Here is an 18,383-nt window from a genome sequence, read left to right as displayed (position 1 = left end):
AGTCCCGTCTTCCATTTTGAAGACGGGACTTCTTAATTTGAAACAATCCTGCTATGCGTGCTACAACTTTAATTTCAAAACGTAATGCTAGTAGGAGATTAAGGATGATTTGAAATCTACCTGTTCGTAATAAAGTCTCGCTTTATGTAGCAGGGAAGTTTGGACCATCTAGCTTTGGATTGCCAGTCTCAGGTTTATTTTGTTGTTTGTTTTGGTTTTTCTTTTTTTCATTTTTGTTCTTTGCCATTGTAATACACCTCCTTTTTGTATTGTTACCATTTCTATAAATGACATACGAAATGATTTCTTTGACGAATAACAACTAGTTTTGTCATGTGGGCAGGAGTGGTGAATCATTCGGCGAAATTACATGACAAAGGAAAAGCAAAGAAGGAGGCGTTTTGTATATGGCGATGGTTCAGAAGGAAGATGTAATGAAAAAAATGGATCAAATGTTAAGTTCTCTCGATTTGCTGGAAATGAATATAGGGATTAGAATAAATCATGCATTAAAGGATGCGAGTGAAAAAATATGCAATAAGATAGAAATAACAGAAATGCATATTGAACATATGGAAAATAAATTAGTGCATCACGAAGAAAAAGGGAATTGGGTAAAGACATTTCAAAACGTCGTAGTGAGTGCATAATAAGGTGGGAAAGAAATGAAGAATGAAGCATTAATACAGTCTTCAGAAAAACTCATGCAGTATAATAATGAAGCGAATGTAAAAAAAAGAGAACTGATTGAATACGATTTTTATAAGGATATGAAACCGTTTGTAGATATGGTAGATGAGGAATTAGAGAAGTGGAAAGAATTAGCTTATACGTGGATTAAAGAAGAAAAGCCAAAGTATATACATGTACAGCAAATTGATCAAGTATACGATAATTTACAAACGAATGTGTTACAATGCTTTGTAAATAAAGGTAAAGGTAAACGATTCTTTGAAACACACCAAGCCGTTTCGTATACTTTGCAAAATATAGTTGAGCAATGTAAATAACAAGAGGGAGAACCCTCTTGTTATTTTTATGCTTCTGTCATTGTTGTAGGTTTTGTTGCGCCGTTTATTTCTAATTCTTTTATTAATGTTCGATAATCTGATATGCATATTTTTCCTTCGAGATACCAATGTCTCGCAAAGTCTAATAATTCATTTGCATTCTCTGTGCAATACCCCTTTTTTTGAGAAAACGCTTGTTTTAAATCCCCTAATACCATGTTGATTCCTCCCCCATGAGAATCTTCTTCTTAATTATCATAGCATGGAAGGGTTTTCTTTTTTAATTTTTTAAAAATTTAAACTTCCGACAAAAATAGACAGATACTCCATCACACATATTATTTTATAGGTACATATTATATATGTAGAAACTTATGTAAAGGAGGAGAGAATGCATGTTTCAACAATCTAACGTATATCAGCAAACGTATCCATATGCACAGCAAAATATGTACCAATATAATACGGATACATATTTACGGTATAATATGTATCCTTTCGAGCCTTATTATGGAAATCAAAATTATTATCAACCGTTTGAAGTGTCATTTATGAATCAAGCTCAACAACAGCAGCAACCTTATGTAAATCAGGCTCAACAACCACAACAGCAGCAACCTTATGTGAATCAAGCTCAACAATCACAAGCTCAGCAACCATACATGAATCAACAACAGCAGCAGCCTTATATGAATTCACAATATTATATGCCACCACAAGCGCCCTATGCTAATCAACAAGGGATGTTTTATCCACCAAAACAACCGTATCCGACACAGAGTAAACAAAAGCAACAACAGCCAAGTCAGTTTTCTAGTTTTGTTTCTCAATTTAAAACATCAGATGGTAACTATGATGTAAATAAAATGATGAACACAGCTGGCCAGATGATGAATGCGATGAATCAGGTGACAGGTATTGTAAAACAAGTTGGAGGCTTCTTTGGTAAGTAATGTTGAAGGGTTGTCTATGAAAGTATTGTATATGAAATAAAGGACTAGACAAATTTCCTTGTAATAAATGGGTATATATAACAAACGGCTTTCTCTCTTTTCTCATACTGTAAAGTGTAATCAGATTTTTTTAACGAGAGAGGAGAGAAAAAACTATGCATCATTGTCATCCTTGTTTTGGAGGGCATAAGCCTGTAGGACCTATTTGTACAACTGCTCCTGTCGTTCATCCGACGAAACAATGCGTAACACACTCTTTTTCAACAACGGTGGTGCCACACATTTTCCCAACACATACAACACATGTACATCATCAACAAATTAAAAACCAAAACTTCTTCCCACAAACAAATTCAAATGTAAATGTTGTGGACCCAATCGACCCAGGATTCGGCGGTGGATGTGGACCATGTGGCCATGGTCATCATCACCACGGGCATCAAATATCTCCATTTGGGCCAGGACCGAATGTATCACCGTTTGGACCAGGACCAAATGTATCACCGTTTTTACCAAACAATGTATCACCAGTAGGTCCAAATATCGGACCAAACGTTGGTGGAATATTTAAAAAGTAAATGATATGTTAGAACTAGCGAAATGCTAGTTCTTTTTTTGTAATTGGAGTGTTGATATGAAAGTTATTGCAGTAACAGGATATAAGCCATTTGAACTTGGAATATTTAAAAATGATCATCCAGGGGTGGAGTGTATAAAAAAGGCATTACACCGCAAATTAACCACTTTTGTAGAAGATGGTTTAGAGTGGGTTATAATAAGCGGCCAGTTAGGTGTAGAATTATGGGCTGCTGAAGTTGTTTTTGAAATTCAAGTAGAATATCCAGACTTAAAATTAGCGGTATTTACTCCGTTTTTAGAACAAGAAGAAAATTGGAAAGAAGATAATCGTGAATATTACGAATTTATTCTTTCTCAAGCAGACCATGTTGATAGTATCACGAAACGGAAGTATGAAAGCCCAGAACAATTTAAATTAAAAAATCAATTTTTTATTGAAAAAAGTGATGCGCTTTTAGCGGTATATGATGAAGAAAAACCAGGAAGTCCCAAATATATTGTAGAAGCAGCAAAGAAAAAAGGGGAAATAGAAAATTATCACAGTTATTTCATTCTTTTTTCTGATTTACAAGATATAATAGAAGAGGAACAGTGGAATAATGCAGAGTAATATGTAATATAGTACTCGTATATATGATTGACAAAAAGCATTGTTTCTGAAAAAATTTAGTTAATGAAAGTTTTGGTAAAAATTTGAGGTGAAGAAAATGATTTCGGATAAAATTAAATTAACAGCGAAAGATATTTTAGAAAAAGAATTTAAAACAGGTATGAGAGGTTATCAGCAAGAAGAAGTAGACAAGTTTCTTGATATGATCATTAAAGACTATGAAGCTTTCCACAAAGAGTTTGAGCAATTAAAGCAACAAAATGCTCGTTTAAAGCGTGAATTAGAGGAACAAAAACTAGCAGTAACGCAAGTTCCACAACAACCTGTACAAACACCAGTTGCACAACCGGTTTATAACAACACGAATACGGATATTTTAAAACGCTTATCTAACTTAGAAAAAGCTGTATTTGGAAGTAAGTTATACGAATGATGTAAGGTGGGAAAAGGTTTAAGCGTTTTACATAGAAAAAAACGTTGCAAAATCTTTTTGTTTCCACTATACTAATGGATGTCATAACGTTTGGGTAATCGCTGCAACGCCAACGTTGTAGAGGAAAGTCCATGCTCGCACGGCCTGAGATGGCTGTAGTGTTCGTGCCTAGCCAATTCATAAGCTAGGGTATTCTGGCTGTAAGGCTGGTTTAACGGCAGGGAAAAAACCTAAGTCCTTTCGGATACGGTTTGACTACCTTTAAAGTGCCACAGTGACGAAGTCCTTGAAGAAATGATAGGAGTGGAACGAGGTAAACCCCACGAGCGAGAAACCCAAATAATGGTAGGGGAATCTTTTCTAAGGAAATGAACGACGGGAAAGGACAGGTTTTATAACCTGTAGATAGATGATTGCCACCGGAGTACGAGGCGTGGGCCGTTTGTAGTACAAAGGAACAGAACATGGCTTACAGAACGTTATGAACCAACTATGAAATAACTCAGCTCTCCTTTGTTAGAGGAGGGCTTTTTATTTGTATGAAGTTATAAAGTATGAGTTAAAATGGTTAATAAGAAAATTTTTCGTAAAATGTAATGATTAATAGGACCAATTGCTATTAATTATTGTTTGAATATACATAAGAGGTGAATGCAAATGGGAAAAGTTACTTTAATTGCAACAGCGGCAATGGGTATTGAAGCGTTAGTTGCCCGAGAAGTTCGCGATCTTGGTTATGAATGTCAAGTAGAAAACAGCAAAGTAACATTTGAAGCAGATGAAAAGGCGATTTGTCGCACGAATTTATGGTTACGCACTGCGGACCGTGTAAAAATTAAAGTTGGCGAATTTAAAGCAACAACATTTGATGAGCTATTTGAAAAAACGAAAGCATTAAACTGGGGAGATTATATTCCAGAGAATGGCGAGTTCCCTGTTATCGGTAAATCTTTAAAATCTGAATTATTCAGTGTTTCGGATTGCCAACGTATCGTTAAAAAAGCTGTCGTTGAAAAATTAAAAACAACATATAAACGTACAACTTGGTTTGAAGAAGACGGTCCGTTATTCCGTATCGAGATTGCAATGCTCAAGGATATTGCAACATTAACAATTGATGCGAGTGGTGTTGGACTTCATAAACGTGGATACCGTATGGATCAAGGGGAAGCTCCGTTAAAAGAAACATTAGCTGCGTCTTTAATTAAATTAACAAACTGGAAGCCAGATCGTCCATTTGTTGATCCATTCTGTGGATCAGGTACAATTCCAATTGAAGCAGCATTAATTGGACAAAACATTGCACCAGGATTTAACCGTGGTTTCGCATCTGACGAGTGGGGCTGGGTAGGTAAACAAAACTGGCGTGAAGCTCGTCAAGAAGCTGAAGATTTAGCGAACTATGATCAACGATTACAAATCATTGGATCAGATATTGATCATCGTATGATTCGAGTTGCTCAAGATAACGCAGAAGAAGTGGGCTTAGGCGATTTAATTACATTTAAACAAATGCAAGTAAAAGATTTCACAACAAAAGAGGATTATGGCTACGTTGTAACGAATCCTCCATACGGAGAACGTTTAAGTGAAAAAGCACTCGTTGAACAACTGTATAAAGAAATGGGACAAGTATTCCGCCCGTTAGATACATGGTCAGCGTATGTATTAACAAGCTACGAAGCATTTGAGAAGTGTTACGGAAAAGATGCGTCGAAGAAGCGTAAACTGTTTAACGGATTTATCCGTACAGATTACTACCAATACTTCGGAAAACGTCCACCGCGTAATTCATAGTATAAAACTCCTCCAGCGCGCATATACTGGCTATTATGTAATGCGTAAAGGAGGAAGTGATATGGATAATTTCCAATTATCAATGATTCAAAAAGCTATTCACCGTACGTATGATGAGCTCGGAAAAGAAGTGGATAGTCAAGGTGCGATTGTAGATGAAATACAAAAAGCACAAGAAGAATATTTGTCAGCTCTTTCACATGAAACAGCGATTGATAAACGGTATTTAAAGTCATTAATATAGAAGAAAATTTTCCTTTTTCGAAAGGAAAATTTTTTTTCGTGAATTTCTATGTATTGCAACAGGGGAAAGCAAATGCATACATATGCGTAGCAGTTGCTATTATCTTTTTATAGAAAAACTTTTTGGTTGGAGGCTAAGGATGTTTACTGAGAAGAGATTACCATTTGAAGTAGGAAAACAAGATAATTTTTATGATAAGTTGAATGAGTGGATTGGAGATGTGTTTTACGACATCCTTCCGGAAAAAGGCTTTGAAGAGCGTGATGAACAAATTTTTATGGCGTTTCAGTTAGAACGCGCTTTCCAAGAAAAGAAAGTTATGTTCGCAGAAGCTGGTGTAGGAACAGGGAAAACAATTGTATATCTTCTATATGCAATTTGTTACGCGCGTTATACTGGGAAACCAGCTATTATTGCTTGTGCAGATGAAACGTTAATTGAGCAGCTTGTAAAAGAAGAAGGGGACATCGCTAAGTTATCTGAAGCATTAGGACTATCTGTTGATGTAAGGCTTGCAAAATCAATGGATAATTATTTATGCTTACGTAAACTTGAAGATGTTATGAGTGGACGAGCTCCAGAAGTAATTGAAGACGTATATTACGAGTTACCACAGTTTGTATTCGATCATGGTACGATGCAAAACTTTACTCACTATGGTGACAGAAAAGAATTTCCACTTTTAAATGACGAAGAATGGTCAAAAGTAAATTGGGATTACTTCCAAGATTGCTTTACTTGTGATTCTCGTCATCGTTGTGGACAAACTCTTTCTCGTGAACATTATCGTAAAGCAGCAGATTTAATTATTTGTTCTCAAGATTTCTATATGGATCATATTTGGACGTACGATGCTCGTAAGCGTGAAGGGCAAATTCCGTTATTACCAGAAAGTAGCTGCGTTGTATTCGATGAAGGACATCTAGTAGAATATGCAGCTCAAAAAGCTTTAACATACCGTTTAAAGCAAACGATGATGGAGCAACTTTTAACGAGATTGCTACAAAACGATATTCGTGAGGAGTTTGCACATTTAGTAGAAGAAACAATTTGGCAAACAGAGCGATTCTTTGATGTGTTACAAGAAAACAAAAAAGAAATTGCTGGTTCTGATCGTTTAGAAATTACTGTGACAGAAAAAGTAACAGCTGAAGCGAAACGACTTTATGCAAAAATCGGTGAAGTTGGAGATGCATTAGTATTCGAAAGTGAAATGCATACAGTAAACACGTATGATTTAAATATTGTTGATGAGCATTTAGATGTATTAGAACATTCACTTCGTCTGTTCATGCACGAGAAAAATGTAATTACTTGGGGTGAAGAAGGTGATGGTGCCTTCACGTTAGTGATTATGCCGCGTGCAGTTGAAGAAGTATTACAAGAGAAAGTGTTCTCGAAGAAAATACCGTATATTTTCTCTTCTGCGACATTATCGAACAATGATTCATTCGCGTTTACAGCTAATAGCCTAGGGGTAAAAGATTACTTATCATTCTCAGTTGCTTCACCGTTTGATTACGAAGAGCAAATGGCAGTAAACTTACTATCGCATACGAAAGAAAATGAATGGGAAAGAAAGTGTCAATATACACTTGAAAATATACAAAAAACAAATGGACGTACGCTTGTATTATTCCGTACAACGCAAGAGCTTGCAGCGTTCAAAGAGTATGTAAGTAAGGAGCAAATGTCGGTTCCGTTCTTATATGAAGGAGATCAGGAAATTAGCCAGCTCGTTTCTCGTTTCCAAAATGAAGAAGAGACTGTACTTTGTGCGGTTCATTTATGGGAAGGTTTAGATATTCCTGGTTCATCATTATCACACGTTATTATTTGGTCATTACCATTCCCTCCAAACGATCCTGTGTTTGAAGCGAAACGTAAGCACGTAAATGATCCATTCTGGGATGTAGATGTACCATATATGATTTTACGACTTCGTCAAGGAATTGGGCGTTTAATTCGTACAAGTGAAGATAAAGGTGCTATATCAATCTTCTTATCTGATTCAGAAGATGAGAAAGTAGTTGCAGCTGTGAAAAATGTACTGCCAGTAGAAGGTAAAGAATTATAAGGAGAAAGCTTGGCGCTTGCCAAGCTTTTTTTCTATTATAAAAGGAATTTATGTTTCCGTGTCGAATTAAGTTTGAGGTAGAAAAAGGAGGCTTTTATACGATGACAGTTGCTACATATGAGGTAGAAAAACAATTTTTAACATACGTGAAGAAGATACAGAATTACGGAGAAGCATTAAGTTTAATGTTTTGGGATTTAAGAACAGGTGCACCAAAAAAAGGTGTAGATCAGCGTTCAGAAGTAATTGGTATGCTTTCGTCAGAAGTGTTTGCTATGTCGACTTCAGATGAGATGGGAAACTATTTAACAGAACTTGAAGCTTTAATACGTGAAGATAAACTTTCTGAAACGACAAAGAAAATGGTTGAAGAGTGTCGGAAAGAATATGATAGAAATAAAAAAATTCCACAAGCTGAATATGAGGCTTATGTGAAATTAGAAGCGAAAGCAGAGAGTGTGTGGGAAGAAGCTCGCGAAAAATCTGATTTCGAAATGTTCCGCCCGTACTTAGAAAAAATTGTTGAATTTAAAAAGAAATTTATTACATATTGGGGTTATGAAACATATAAATACAATACATTATTAGACATGTATGAGCCAGGTATTACAGTAGAAGTTTTAGATCACGTATTTGGTCAACTTCGTGAGCGTATCGTGCCGCTTGTAAAAGAAATCTCTGAGTCTAAAAAAGGATTAAAAACAAGTGCTTTATCGGAACAGTTTTCAAAAGAAAAACAAAAGAACTTTACATTAGAACTATTAAAGCAATTGAATTATGACTTTGAAGCAGGTCGTCTTGATGAAACAGTACATCCTTTCGAAATTACATTAAATAGAGGGGATGTTCGTATTACGACACGCTATGATGAAAAAGATTTCCGTATGGCTGTATTTGGAACAATTCATGAATGTGGTCATGCAGTATATGAACAAAACATTGCAGAACAATTTGAAGGTACACCACTTTGCAGTGGTACATCTATGGGTATTCACGAATCACAATCATTATTCTTTGAGAACTTTATCGGCCGTAATAAATCATTCTGGAAGAAAAATTATGATTTATTAAAAGAGTATAGCGATGGTCAATTTGATGATATGTCAGTCGATGAGTTTTATGATGCAATTAACGAATCGAAGCCGTCATTCATTCGTATAGAAGCAGATGAGCTTACATACCCGCTTCATGTTATGGTGCGTTATGAATTAGAGAAAGAATTATTTGATGGTACATTACAAGTGAAGGACTTACCAGCAGCTTGGAATGATAAGATGGAAGCATATTTAGGAATTCGTCCGGAAAATGATGCGCAAGGTGTATTGCAAGATGTTCACTGGGCTGGTGGCTCATTTGGATACTTCCCATCTTATGCGCTTGGTTACATGTATGCAGCGCAATTTAAGCAAAGAATGTTAAAAGACATTCCGAACTTTGATGCATTATTAGAAGAAGGAAACGTAACACCGATTCGTGAATGGTTAACAGAACATATTCACCAATATGGTAAAACGAAAAAGCCGCTTGAAATTTTAGAAGATGTAACAGGTGAAGGCTTAAATGCAAACTACTTAGCCGATTATTTAGAAGCGAAATATAGAGCGATTTATGAGTTGTAAAAAAAGAGCTGCTTAATTGCAGCTCTTTTTATTAAAGGGGATGATAGAATGGGTTATACATATACAGTAATGAAGCAAGAAGAAGCGGAGGAAATTGCGTATAACTGGCATTATGAAGGGAAATATTCTTTTTATGATATAGAGGCAGATGAAGAAGATTTAGCTGAATTTTTACATGGTGAGAGTAGAGGGAATCATACATTTTCTGTGAAGAAAAATGGCATTCTCATTGGTTTTTTTACTGTTTGTAAAATGAATGATGGAACGGTTGATATAGGACTTGGAATGAGACCTGATATAACTGGAAATGGATTTGGTTTACAGTTCGTGAATGCTGGACTAGCTTTTAGCAAAGAAAAATACGGGTGCAATTATATAACACTATCAGTAGCGACATTTAATGAGAGAGCAATCAAAGTGTATAAAAGAGCAGGATTTGAGGCGGTTGGAACGTTTATACAGAAAACAAATGGTAGTTGTTTTGAGTTTTTGAAAATGAACTACATATGTAAACGTGATTAAAAAACAGAGGGATCTTCTGTTTTTTTATTTTGATTTAGAAATATTTGATACATATTTTTTTACTTGTTGTAATTGAGGGTTTTGAAATTTTGGTAAAGGATGTGTATGATAGAAGTTTAGTAGCGAATAGTAGGTTTAGCAAGGAAAGGTAGAGGTAGTATGATTACAATTAAAACGAAAAATGAAATAGATTTGATGCATGAATCTGGAAAATTACTTGCTTCATGTCATAAAGAAATTGCGAAAATGATAAAGCCAGGTATAACGACGCAAGAGATTAATACGTTTGTTGAAATGTATTTAAAAAAGCATGGTGCCACATCTGAACAGAAAGATTACAATGGTTATCCATATGCGATATGTGCATCTGTAAACGATGAAATGTGTCATGCGTTTCCGGCCGATGTTCCTTTAACTGAGGGTGATATTGTAACAATTGACACGGTAGTAAACTTAAATGGGGGTCTTTCAGATTCTGCTTGGACGTATAGAGTTGGAAAAGTTTCTGATGAAGCAGAAAAGTTGTTGCTAGTAGCTGAGAATGCTTTATATAAAGGGGTTGATCAGGCGGTAATCGGTAATCATGTAGGAGACATTGGCTATGCAATTGAAAGTTATGTAACAAATGAAGGTTTTTCTGTCGCAAGAGACTTTACGGGACATGGAATCGGTAAAGAGATTCATGAAGAACCAGCAATTTTTCATTTTGGGAAACAAGGACAAGGGCCTCAGTTACAAGAAGGAATGGTGATTACGATTGAGCCGATTGTCAATGTAGGTATGCGATATTCTAAAGTAGATTTAAATGGGTGGACTGCACGAACGATGGATGGGAAATTATCAGCTCAATATGAGCATACAATTGCGATTACAAAAGATGGACCAATCATTTTAACGAAGCTGTAATTGGAAATGAAAGAGTTTGCAAAACTCGAACAAAAATAGTAGTTTTTTAAAATTTGTACGTGTTTTTTCGATAAATGCTTTTCAAAGTATAAAAAGTGCGTTATAATCCTTCTATAAAATAAATAGTTAGCTACACTCATATAATCGCGGGGATATGGCCTGCAAGTTTCTACCGAAGTACCGTAAATACTTTGACTATGAGTGAGGACGAATATAATTGCTTGTTTGGCATTCTTTTTTGCGAAACTCCAAAAGCGCGTCTCTCACTTGTAACGAGTGGTGGCGGCTTTTGGAGTTTTTTTATTGCATAAGAGGGGGAACAAACATGAAAGTATTACAAGAAAAGATTTTGAATGAAGGAAAGGTTTTATCTGGTGACGTATTAAAGGTGGATGCATTTTTAAATCACCAAATTGATCCAGTACTTATGCAAGAAATCGGAAAAGAATTTGCTAAACGTTTTAAAGAAGAGAACATTACAAAAATCGTGACGATTGAATCTTCAGGCATTGCACCATCTGTTATGGCTGCATTAGAGCTTGGTGTAAAAGTAATCTTTGCAAGAAAACGTAAATCGTTAACGTTACAAGATAATATGTACGTTGCAAACGTATATTCATTTACAAAACAAGAAACAAATGAAATTTCATTATCTCGAAATCATATTGATGAAAATGATCGCGTGCTAATCATCGATGACTTTTTAGCAAACGGTCAGGCTGCTTTAGGTTTAATGAGTTTGGTAGAGCAAGCAGGAGCAAGTATTGCAGGAATTGGAATTGTTATTGAAAAAGCATTTCAAGATGGAGGAAAGAAGCTTCGTGAACAAGGCGTTCGTGTTGAATCACTAGCAGAAATTGCATCACTTGATAACGGCACAGTGACATTTGTACAGCAAGAAACTGCGGAGGTGAAATAAACGATGAAGCAGCATCCATTTAAAATTGCATCGCTTGGTATGCAACATATGCTTGCAATGTATGCTGGAGCAATTATCGTTCCGCTTATTGTGGGCGGTGGACTTGGTTTAAATCAAAAAGAATTAACATATTTAGTCTCAATTGATTTATTAATGTGCGGCGTTGCAACAATTTTACAAGCATTATCAAATCGCTTTTTCGGTATTGGACTTCCCGTTGTACTCGGTTGTACATTTACAGCCGTTGGACCGATGATTGCGATTGGAAAACAATACGGTGTGTCTTCTATTTATGGAGCAATTATTGCTGCTGGGTTATTCGTTGTTATTTTTGCGAAATTATTTGGAAAGCTTGTAAAACTATTTCCACCTGTTGTAACAGGATCTGTTGTTACTGTAATTGGAGTTACACTTGTTCCAGCAGCAATTAATGATATGGCTGGCGGAGTAGGAAGTAAGGATTTCGGTAGTCTTGAAAATTTAGCATTAGCATTTGGTGTGTTACTATTTATCATCATTATGTATCGTTTCTTTGATGGATTTATTCGTTCAATCTCTATTTTACTAGGTCTATTGTTCGGTACAATCGTTGCAGCGTTTATGGGGAAAGTAAGCTTGCAAGCGGTTGGAGAGGCTGATTGGTTCCATGGTATTCAACCATTTTACTTTGGTACACCAACATTTGAATTAACACCAGTTATTACGATGATTCTCGTTGCTTGTGTAGGGATTGTGGAAGCAACGGGTGTATACTTTGCATTATCTGATATTTGCAATAAAAAAATCGGTGAAAAAGAATTAACAAAGGGCTATCGAGCAGAAGGATTAGCGATGGTGTTAGGTGGCATTTTCAACGCGTTCCCATATACAACTTACTCTCAAAACGTAGGACTTGTTCAATTAACTGGAGTAAGAAATCGCGTTATTATTTATACTTGCGGTGGTATGTTAATCGTTCTTGGATTCATTCCTAAAATCGCAGCTATTACAACAATCATTCCGAAATCAGTACTTGGCGGTGCTATGCTCGCAATGTTCGGTATGGTAATGGCATATGGTATTAAAATGTTAAGTAGCGTTGATTTTGGCAAACAAGAAAACTTATTAATTGTTGCATGTTCTGTCGGAATTGGGCTTGGGGTTACAGTTGTTCCTACATTATTCTCACAACTTCCTGAAAACATTCGTATTTTAACAGATAACGGAATTGTACTTGGAAGTGCGTCAGCAGTACTTTTAAATATCGTATTTAATATGGTGCCGCAGCGTAAAGTGAAAGTAAAAGAAGAGCCGGTGTCTATGCAAAGTGCAGTAAGAGAAGCGTAAAAAAGCAAGGTCTCGTTATGAGACCTTGCTTTTCTTTTTAAGTGGCATCATTTTCCCGTAAGTACCAAGACGCCAAATGTACTCAAGTGGTCCGTATTGGTAATGTGAAAGCCACCAGCGGCTAATAAAGATTTGTAACGTGTAGAAACTAATGCAGAATAGTGGTCCAACCCATAGTGGAGCCAGATAATCATTTTTAAACAATAGCCCGAATACAAGTAATGTAACAATTGTATGCGAGATGTAATTTGTTAATGCCATTCGTCCAACGTATTGGAATGGACGTAATAACGTTTGCCATTTTTCTTTTTGTAATAAACGCATTAACGTGACAATGTAGAAGATGAACAATGTCTTTCCGCTTATCATCGTAATGCCCATAAGTGAAAATGGTGTGTATGGTTGATTGTTCATAAAGAAGTAAACCATAATAAACCACATCGGTAATGTTAAAATGAACATAATGATTTGCCATTTTTTAAGTTTTGGATCTAATTCCTTAGCACGGCGGAAAATGTCTTTTTTACCGGCATATAATCCGAGTAAAAACAATCCTAGTGTTTCAGGAAGCATAATAAGACTGTTACTTATTGCTTCAGAATAGAATGAATAGAATCTGTCTGTAATTTGTAAGCCCCAGTTTTCTAACGGCATAATGGCTATGGAAAGGCCTAGTTCATCTACCGGCACTAATAACATGACAAGAGAACCTAATAATGTGAACAATTGCATGAAACTTAATAGTACAATTGACCATATTAAAATAGTACGTGTCTTTCTTTTGTAAAATAAAAATAAGAAAAACCCGGTAATTGCATAAGTATGTAAAATGTCACCGTCCCATAAAAGAACGTAATGTAAGAACCCGAATAATAATAAGATAAGTAAGCGGCGAACAAACAAAGTTTTTGGACGATCGGTCTTCGCCTCAGCACGATTCATAAAAATATAAAAACCTAATCCGAATAAAAACGAAAAAATTGTATAAAATTTCGTTTGAATAAACATATCGTAAAATAGGCGAATATAGCTGTCTATCCCTTCGTAAATTCCTGTAATATCACGTGAGTCAACCCCGGCAATAATTGGCCAGTTAACAAGAAAAATACCTAATACAGCTATTCCTCTAATAATATCAATGGAGTGTATCCTCTCGCCTTGTGTGAGATTTTGTGTCATTTTTTTCCTCCTTGTTAAGTAATTCCCTTTTAGTATACAAAATGTAAGATGGAGGGGATAGGGGATATTTCCATTTTTTTAAACTGTTAAGTTATGTAGGATGAGATATAATAAGAGTGCACAACAAGTTTTAACCTTTTTCAAAACAGGCAGTAAAGCTCCTTCTTATAAGGAGCTTTCTTTATGAAAAGTGTTGATAATGATTCTCTTTAATGATAAAATGTATTCAAAAGTGATAATCATTATCAAAAAAGGTTGGTGCATGAGTATGGTATATGCATTAGTAGCAGGTACAGTTGCTGTATATGCAGTTATTGCAAAGTATGTTTTAAATGGAGTAGGAACAGCAAAATGAGTGATATGACATAAAATCCCTTTCATTTGTAAAAAGAATGAAAGGGATTTTTTATTTTTAATGAGAATATGCTGAAAATTTAGTATGATAGTAAAGTGAAACTGTAATCAATGGGTAGGTGTAACTCTCACTGGTTATGAGCTCGCAATTAGCGGGGAAAAGTATATACATCTTGGATAAAGGGGAACAAGGGGATGACAAACATAGTACAGACAAACGGTATGAAAAAACTTGTTTGTTTTTATGAAGAGTGGCAAAAACACGGCGATGCAGAGAATAGCTTAAAGTTGTTTGAAGTAATTCAAAAATATAAACGAGAGCAGCTTATGATAGCGTTCTGCGGTCACTTCTCAGCAGGGAAATCAACGATGATGAATCATCTATATAAAGCGCAGTTGTTACCAACAAGTCCAATTCCGACAAGCGCTAACGTCGTTAAAATTGAAAAGGGATTTGATCGTGTTGTTGTAACGATTAAATCTGGAGAACAGTACGAATATGACGGTGCATATTCAGCAGAAGAATTAAAGCAAATTTGTAAAGATGGCGATGAGGTAATTGGTGTTCATATTTATCGGAATGATGCACCAATTCCTGAGGGTGTTATGTTAGTTGATACACCAGGGATTGACTCAACAGATGATGCCCATCAACTAGCGACAGAATCAACGCTACATCTAGCAGACGTAATTTTTTATATGATGGATTATAATCACGTCCAATCGGAAGTGAATTTGCAATTTGTTAAAGAATTGAAACAACGTAATAAAACGGTTTATCTCGTTGTAAATCAAATAGATAAACATAAAGAAAATGAATTATCATTTGAGGATTATAAAGATAGTGTGAAACAATCGTTCTCTAACTGGGATATTGAAGTAGATGGAGTTTATTATACGTCATTACGAATGATGAACCATCCACATAATGAAATTGGAAGCTTAGAAACATTAATTACTTCTATTATGAAAGAAAAAGAGCAGTATGTAAGAGAGGGAATGGAGCGAGAAACAGAACATTTAATGGGAGAACATTTCTCGTTTATTGTTTCTGAAAATGAAAAAGCTCTTTTGACATATGAGGAAGAGTTAGCATCACCGCTTTTGATTTCAGAAATAGTTGAAAAGAAAGAAGAGCTAACGGAAACTAAACATCGCGAGGCTAGTAAAGAATCTCATGTGAGAAACGAATTTATAAAAGGTTTACAAGCTATATTAGATAACGCGTATTTAATGCCATTTGAAATGAGAGAATTGGCAAATGCATATTTAGAAACGAAATTAACAAAGTTTAAAGTTGGTTTGCTATTTGCGAAAGGAAAGACGGAGCAAGAAAAACAAAGACGTGTAGAGGCGTTTTATTCTGCCCTTCAAAAGACTGTTGAAACGCAACTTGATTTTCATGTGAAAGAATTTATTGTAGCCTTCTTAAAAGAAGAAGGATTGTTCACGGAGGAAATTGGGAAAGACATATATGCTTTAGAAATCGCTTTTGGACCAGAAATGTTAGCTGAAGTCATTAAACAAGGTGCAGGTTTCACAGGTGATTACTTACTTCTTTATACAGCGGATGTAGCGAATGAACTGAAGAAACGTTATTTTACAAAAGCACAGCAAATTTTTGATAAAAGTGCAGTTGTTTTAAAGCAAAAAGTGAAGGAAGCAGTTGCTCGTATGGAAGAAGAGATTGAAAAATATACGATGTTGCAAACGGCAAAAGAGACGGAATTACAATACAGTAACAATTTAGAGACATATGAAAGTTATTTACAAAATGTTTGGCACGAGCGTGTTGCTACACCAGAAGGATTGCAAATAGAGGAGATATTGCAACGTGAAAAACAAATTGTTAGTGAGAAATTCACACTACAAGAGCAGGAAATGGTAAATGATAACGTAGCGGCTCATGAAGAAGAGATAAAAGGAACGGCAGCTTTAAATATTCAGCGTATATTAGAGAAAGTGAAGAAAGCTGAAATGATATTAGAGCCATTGCCAGCGCTGAAACATGTACAGCAAGAGGTGATAGAAAAAAGGCGTCGTGTGGAAACGAAACAATTTACAGTAGCGTTATTCGGAGCTTTTAGTGCTGGGAAATCATCATTTGCCAATGCCTTACTTGGTGAGAAGGTACTTCCTGTATCACCAAATCCGACGACGGCAACGATTAATCAAATTTTGCCGGTTACAGAGGAAAAACCACACGGAACAGTAATGGTTCAATTCAAATCAAAGCAAGCTCTATTAGAAGATATGAAAGCTGTTTATAAGCTGTTTCATTATGAGATTACTACGTTAGATGAGGCGTTAGCACAAATTGATAAAGTTATGAAATATCCTTCACCGACTGGGAAGCAAAAAACAACATTTAGCTTTTTACGAGCGGTACAAAAAGGGTATGATGCAGTTTCTACTTATTTAGGAGAACAAGTACAAGTCACATTAGAAGAGTTCTCTGATTATGTAGCGAATGAAGAAAAATCATGCTTCGTTGAGTATATGGAGCTTTATTATGATTGTGCTTTAACAAGGCAGGGGGTAGCGCTTGTAGACACACCTGGAGCGGATTCTATTAATGCTCGCCATACGGATGTTGCATTCCAGTATATTAAAAATGCAGATGCTATTTTATTTGTAACATATTATAACCATGTATTCTCTCGTGCTGATCGTGAATTTTTAATTCAGCTTGGGCGTGTAAAGGATACTTTTGCCCTTGATAAAATGTTCTTCTTAATTAATGCGGCGGATTTAGCAGAGTCTGAAGAAGAACTTGAAATGGTAAAAGGTTATATCGCAGATCAGCTACTGCAATACGGTATTAGAAATCCGCGTTTATTTGCAATTTCAAGTTTATGTGCGCTTGAAGAGAAACAAGGAAAGAATGTTGAAAAAGAGAAGTATGGTATTTTACAAAACTCTGGAATTACTAAGTTTGAGGAATCATTTACGTCCTTTATGATGAGAGATTTAATGCTTGTTTCTGTGCATGCTCTATATGGTGCGTTGCAAGGGGCAAATCAGCTTTTAGTAAACATGATAAATGGTGCAAAGCAGGGGAATGAAGAGAAAGAGAAGCAAATGAAAAAATATGAAGCAGAGCGTGATCAACTACTTCATATTATTTCATCATATAGTGTACTTGCTGAAGAACAGGCGATGCAAAATGAAGTGAAAGAGTTGCTTTATTACGTGCAACAGCGTCTATTCCTACGTTATAACGATGTGTTTACTGAATTTATTAATCCGGCGTCACTTCGAACCGATGGAAATGTGAAAACACAATTGCAACAGTGTGTTATGGAATTAGTAGCATTTATTCAGCATGATTTATTACAAGAAATGCGTGCGACATCATTACGACTTGAAAAATGGATAGACGAAGCGATGAAGCGTGTAAAGGACGAAATTGTAGTGAACTGTAAAGTAGAAAATCAATCAATTTCTATGAATGGAACAGTTGAGTATGAATATAAAGATATTACACATAAAGAACCGTTCCCTTCAGTTGAAATAAAAGATTTCAAAAAAGCACTGGCACATTTTAAAAATGAGAAAAGCTTTTTTGAAAAGAATGACAAAGCTTTTATGCAAGAAGACGCTAAATCTGTATTAGAACCGCTTGTATCAAACTATGTAGCCGATGAAAAAGATTTATTTGTCCATCATTATAAGCAAGAATGGGATATGAAGTGGAACTTATTCCAAAAAGTGATGCAACAAGATGTAATGAACTATTATGAAAGTATATTGTTTGCATTGGCTGAAACGATCGATGTATCTCTATATGAACAAAGTAAAGAACAATTGCACAATCAGTTAGTAGAGATTGAAAAAGAAATTTATGTTATATAG

The 18,383-nt window shown here is 35.6% G+C and carries 19 protein-coding genes, 1 other RNA gene and 1 riboswitch; of the genes, 17 read left to right on the top strand and 3 right to left on the bottom strand.

Going from position 1 to position 18,383, the window contains the following annotated elements; genetic code table 11:
- Positions 1-142: 142 nt before the first annotated feature.
- Positions 143-322: a hypothetical protein gene (locus IBT51_RS27290; RefSeq protein WP_001987054.1), complete on the bottom strand. Its 180-nt coding sequence runs from the start codon at positions 320-322 to the stop codon at positions 143-145.
- 85 nt (positions 323-407) lie between these two features.
- Between IBT51_RS27290 and IBT51_RS02905 the strand changes: the two genes are divergently transcribed.
- Positions 408-650, top strand: coding sequence for a hypothetical protein (locus IBT51_RS02905; RefSeq protein WP_200458002.1), 243 nt, complete (start codon positions 408-410; stop codon positions 648-650).
- Between the two features lie 15 nt (positions 651-665).
- Complete coding sequence (locus IBT51_RS02900; protein ID WP_000786937.1) at positions 666-1,010, top strand: YppE family protein; 345 nt, start codon at positions 666-668, stop codon at positions 1,008-1,010.
- 26 nt (positions 1,011-1,036) lie between these two features.
- On the opposite strand, the gene IBT51_RS02895 is transcribed toward IBT51_RS02900, so the two are convergent.
- Positions 1,037-1,228 carry a YppF family protein gene (locus IBT51_RS02895; protein ID WP_000242652.1) on the bottom strand — a complete coding sequence of 64 codons (192 nt, stop codon included), beginning with the start codon at positions 1,226-1,228 and terminating at the stop codon, positions 1,037-1,039.
- A gap of 177 nt (positions 1,229-1,405) precedes the next feature.
- Here IBT51_RS02895 and IBT51_RS02890 point away from each other — a divergent pair, with 177 nt between their 5' ends.
- The 13 genes from IBT51_RS02890 to pbuX all read left to right on the top strand — a co-directional run bounded on the left by IBT51_RS02890 (position 1,406) and on the right by pbuX (position 12,995).
- Positions 1,406-1,963: a YppG family protein gene (locus tag IBT51_RS02890; RefSeq protein ID WP_000487718.1), complete on the top strand. Its 558-nt coding sequence runs from the start codon at positions 1,406-1,408 to the stop codon at positions 1,961-1,963.
- A gap of 155 nt (positions 1,964-2,118) precedes the next feature.
- Positions 2,119-2,541, top strand: a complete 423-nt coding sequence (locus IBT51_RS02885; RefSeq protein WP_000546292.1) for a CotD family spore coat protein — start codon at positions 2,119-2,121, stop codon at positions 2,539-2,541.
- Positions 2,542-2,597: 56 nt separating this feature from the next.
- Entirely contained in the window at positions 2,598-3,152 is a 555-nt protein-coding gene (locus IBT51_RS02880; RefSeq protein ID WP_000862916.1) for an SLOG family protein, read from the top strand.
- 97 nt (positions 3,153-3,249) lie between these two features.
- Positions 3,250-3,585, top strand: a complete 336-nt coding sequence (gene gpsB, locus IBT51_RS02875) for a cell division regulator GpsB (RefSeq protein WP_000622431.1) — start codon at positions 3,250-3,252, stop codon at positions 3,583-3,585.
- A gap of 86 nt (positions 3,586-3,671) precedes the next feature.
- Positions 3,672-4,062: RNase P RNA component class B (rnpB, locus tag IBT51_RS02870), an RNA gene on the top strand.
- A gap of 180 nt (positions 4,063-4,242) precedes the next feature.
- Positions 4,243-5,382, top strand: a complete 1,140-nt coding sequence (locus tag IBT51_RS02865; protein ID WP_000521224.1) for a THUMP domain-containing class I SAM-dependent RNA methyltransferase — start codon at positions 4,243-4,245, stop codon at positions 5,380-5,382.
- A 61-nt stretch (positions 5,383-5,443) separates the two neighbouring features.
- Complete coding sequence (locus IBT51_RS02860) at positions 5,444-5,626, top strand: DUF3921 domain-containing protein (RefSeq protein ID WP_000368570.1); 183 nt, start codon at positions 5,444-5,446, stop codon at positions 5,624-5,626.
- Positions 5,627-5,765: 139 nt separating this feature from the next.
- Complete coding sequence (locus tag IBT51_RS02855; RefSeq protein WP_000493700.1) at positions 5,766-7,703, top strand: ATP-dependent DNA helicase; 1,938 nt, start codon at positions 5,766-5,768, stop codon at positions 7,701-7,703.
- A gap of 101 nt (positions 7,704-7,804) precedes the next feature.
- On the top strand, positions 7,805-9,322 hold the full coding sequence (gene ypwA, locus IBT51_RS02850; RefSeq protein ID WP_023521517.1) for a carboxypeptidase: 1,518 nt from the start codon (positions 7,805-7,807) through the stop codon (positions 9,320-9,322).
- Between the two features lie 48 nt (positions 9,323-9,370).
- Complete coding sequence (locus IBT51_RS02845) at positions 9,371-9,844, top strand: GNAT family N-acetyltransferase (protein WP_200458001.1); 474 nt, start codon at positions 9,371-9,373, stop codon at positions 9,842-9,844.
- Positions 9,845-10,003: 159 nt separating this feature from the next.
- Positions 10,004-10,750: a type I methionyl aminopeptidase gene (locus tag IBT51_RS02840; protein WP_075716812.1), complete on the top strand. Its 747-nt coding sequence runs from the start codon at positions 10,004-10,006 to the stop codon at positions 10,748-10,750.
- A 116-nt stretch (positions 10,751-10,866) separates the two neighbouring features.
- A riboswitch (purine riboswitch) is annotated at positions 10,867-10,968 on the top strand.
- A 107-nt stretch (positions 10,969-11,075) separates the two neighbouring features.
- Entirely contained in the window at positions 11,076-11,669 is a 594-nt protein-coding gene (locus tag IBT51_RS02835; RefSeq protein ID WP_000866496.1) for a xanthine phosphoribosyltransferase, read from the top strand.
- Between the two features lie 3 nt (positions 11,670-11,672).
- Positions 11,673-12,995 carry a xanthine permease PbuX gene (gene pbuX / locus IBT51_RS02830; protein ID WP_000809230.1) on the top strand — a complete coding sequence of 441 codons (1,323 nt, stop codon included), beginning with the start codon at positions 11,673-11,675 and terminating at the stop codon, positions 12,993-12,995.
- 15 nt (positions 12,996-13,010) lie between these two features.
- Here the strand turns inward: pbuX and IBT51_RS02825 are convergent, their stop codons facing one another.
- Positions 13,011-14,174 (bottom strand): DUF418 domain-containing protein, encoded by a 1,164-nt coding sequence (locus tag IBT51_RS02825; protein ID WP_000193179.1) that lies wholly within the window; start codon positions 14,172-14,174, stop codon positions 13,011-13,013.
- A gap of 220 nt (positions 14,175-14,394) precedes the next feature.
- Between IBT51_RS02825 and IBT51_RS27195 the strand changes: the two genes are divergently transcribed.
- Both IBT51_RS27195 and IBT51_RS02820 read left to right on the top strand, forming a co-directional pair.
- Complete coding sequence (locus IBT51_RS27195) at positions 14,395-14,529, top strand: hypothetical protein (protein ID WP_001997119.1); 135 nt, start codon at positions 14,395-14,397, stop codon at positions 14,527-14,529.
- Between the two features lie 194 nt (positions 14,530-14,723).
- Positions 14,724-18,383: a dynamin family protein gene (locus IBT51_RS02820; RefSeq protein ID WP_200458000.1), complete on the top strand. Its 3,660-nt coding sequence runs from the start codon at positions 14,724-14,726 to the stop codon at positions 18,381-18,383.

Source organism: Bacillus sp. S71, assembly GCF_016625265.1.
GTDB lineage: Bacteria > Bacillota > Bacilli > Bacillales > Bacillaceae_G > Bacillus_A > Bacillus_A cereus.
The sequence above is the reverse complement of the archived record's forward strand: the minus strand, read 5'-3'. Positions and strand labels throughout refer to the sequence as shown.

Coding starts and splice junctions, on each gene's coding strand:
- IBT51_RS02900 (WP_000786937.1), top strand. CDS start 666: ATGAAGAATGAAGCATTAATACAGTCTTCAGAAAAACTCATGCAGTAT.
- IBT51_RS02880 (WP_000862916.1), top strand. CDS start 2,598: ATGAAAGTTATTGCAGTAACAGGATATAAGCCATTTGAACTTGGAATA.
- IBT51_RS27195 (WP_001997119.1), top strand. CDS start 14,395: ATGTATTCAAAAGTGATAATCATTATCAAAAAAGGTTGGTGCATGAGT.
- ypwA (WP_023521517.1), top strand. CDS start 7,805: ATGACAGTTGCTACATATGAGGTAGAAAAACAATTTTTAACATACGTG.
- IBT51_RS02845 (WP_200458001.1), top strand. CDS start 9,371: ATGGGTTATACATATACAGTAATGAAGCAAGAAGAAGCGGAGGAAATT.
- IBT51_RS02905 (WP_200458002.1), top strand. CDS start 408: ATGGCGATGGTTCAGAAGGAAGATGTAATGAAAAAAATGGATCAAATG.
- IBT51_RS02885 (WP_000546292.1), top strand. CDS start 2,119: ATGCATCATTGTCATCCTTGTTTTGGAGGGCATAAGCCTGTAGGACCT.
- pbuX (WP_000809230.1), top strand. CDS start 11,673: ATGAAGCAGCATCCATTTAAAATTGCATCGCTTGGTATGCAACATATG.
- gpsB (WP_000622431.1), top strand. CDS start 3,250: ATGATTTCGGATAAAATTAAATTAACAGCGAAAGATATTTTAGAAAAA.
- IBT51_RS02840 (WP_075716812.1), top strand. CDS start 10,004: ATGATTACAATTAAAACGAAAAATGAAATAGATTTGATGCATGAATCT.
- IBT51_RS02855 (WP_000493700.1), top strand. CDS start 5,766: ATGTTTACTGAGAAGAGATTACCATTTGAAGTAGGAAAACAAGATAAT.
- IBT51_RS02865 (WP_000521224.1), top strand. CDS start 4,243: ATGGGAAAAGTTACTTTAATTGCAACAGCGGCAATGGGTATTGAAGCG.
- IBT51_RS02895 (WP_000242652.1), bottom strand. CDS start 1,228: ATGGTATTAGGGGATTTAAAACAAGCGTTTTCTCAAAAAAAGGGGTAT.
- IBT51_RS02825 (WP_000193179.1), bottom strand. CDS start 14,174: ATGACACAAAATCTCACACAAGGCGAGAGGATACACTCCATTGATATT.
- IBT51_RS02835 (WP_000866496.1), top strand. CDS start 11,076: ATGAAAGTATTACAAGAAAAGATTTTGAATGAAGGAAAGGTTTTATCT.
- IBT51_RS02890 (WP_000487718.1), top strand. CDS start 1,406: ATGTTTCAACAATCTAACGTATATCAGCAAACGTATCCATATGCACAG.
- IBT51_RS02860 (WP_000368570.1), top strand. CDS start 5,444: ATGGATAATTTCCAATTATCAATGATTCAAAAAGCTATTCACCGTACG.
- IBT51_RS02820 (WP_200458000.1), top strand. CDS start 14,724: ATGACAAACATAGTACAGACAAACGGTATGAAAAAACTTGTTTGTTTT.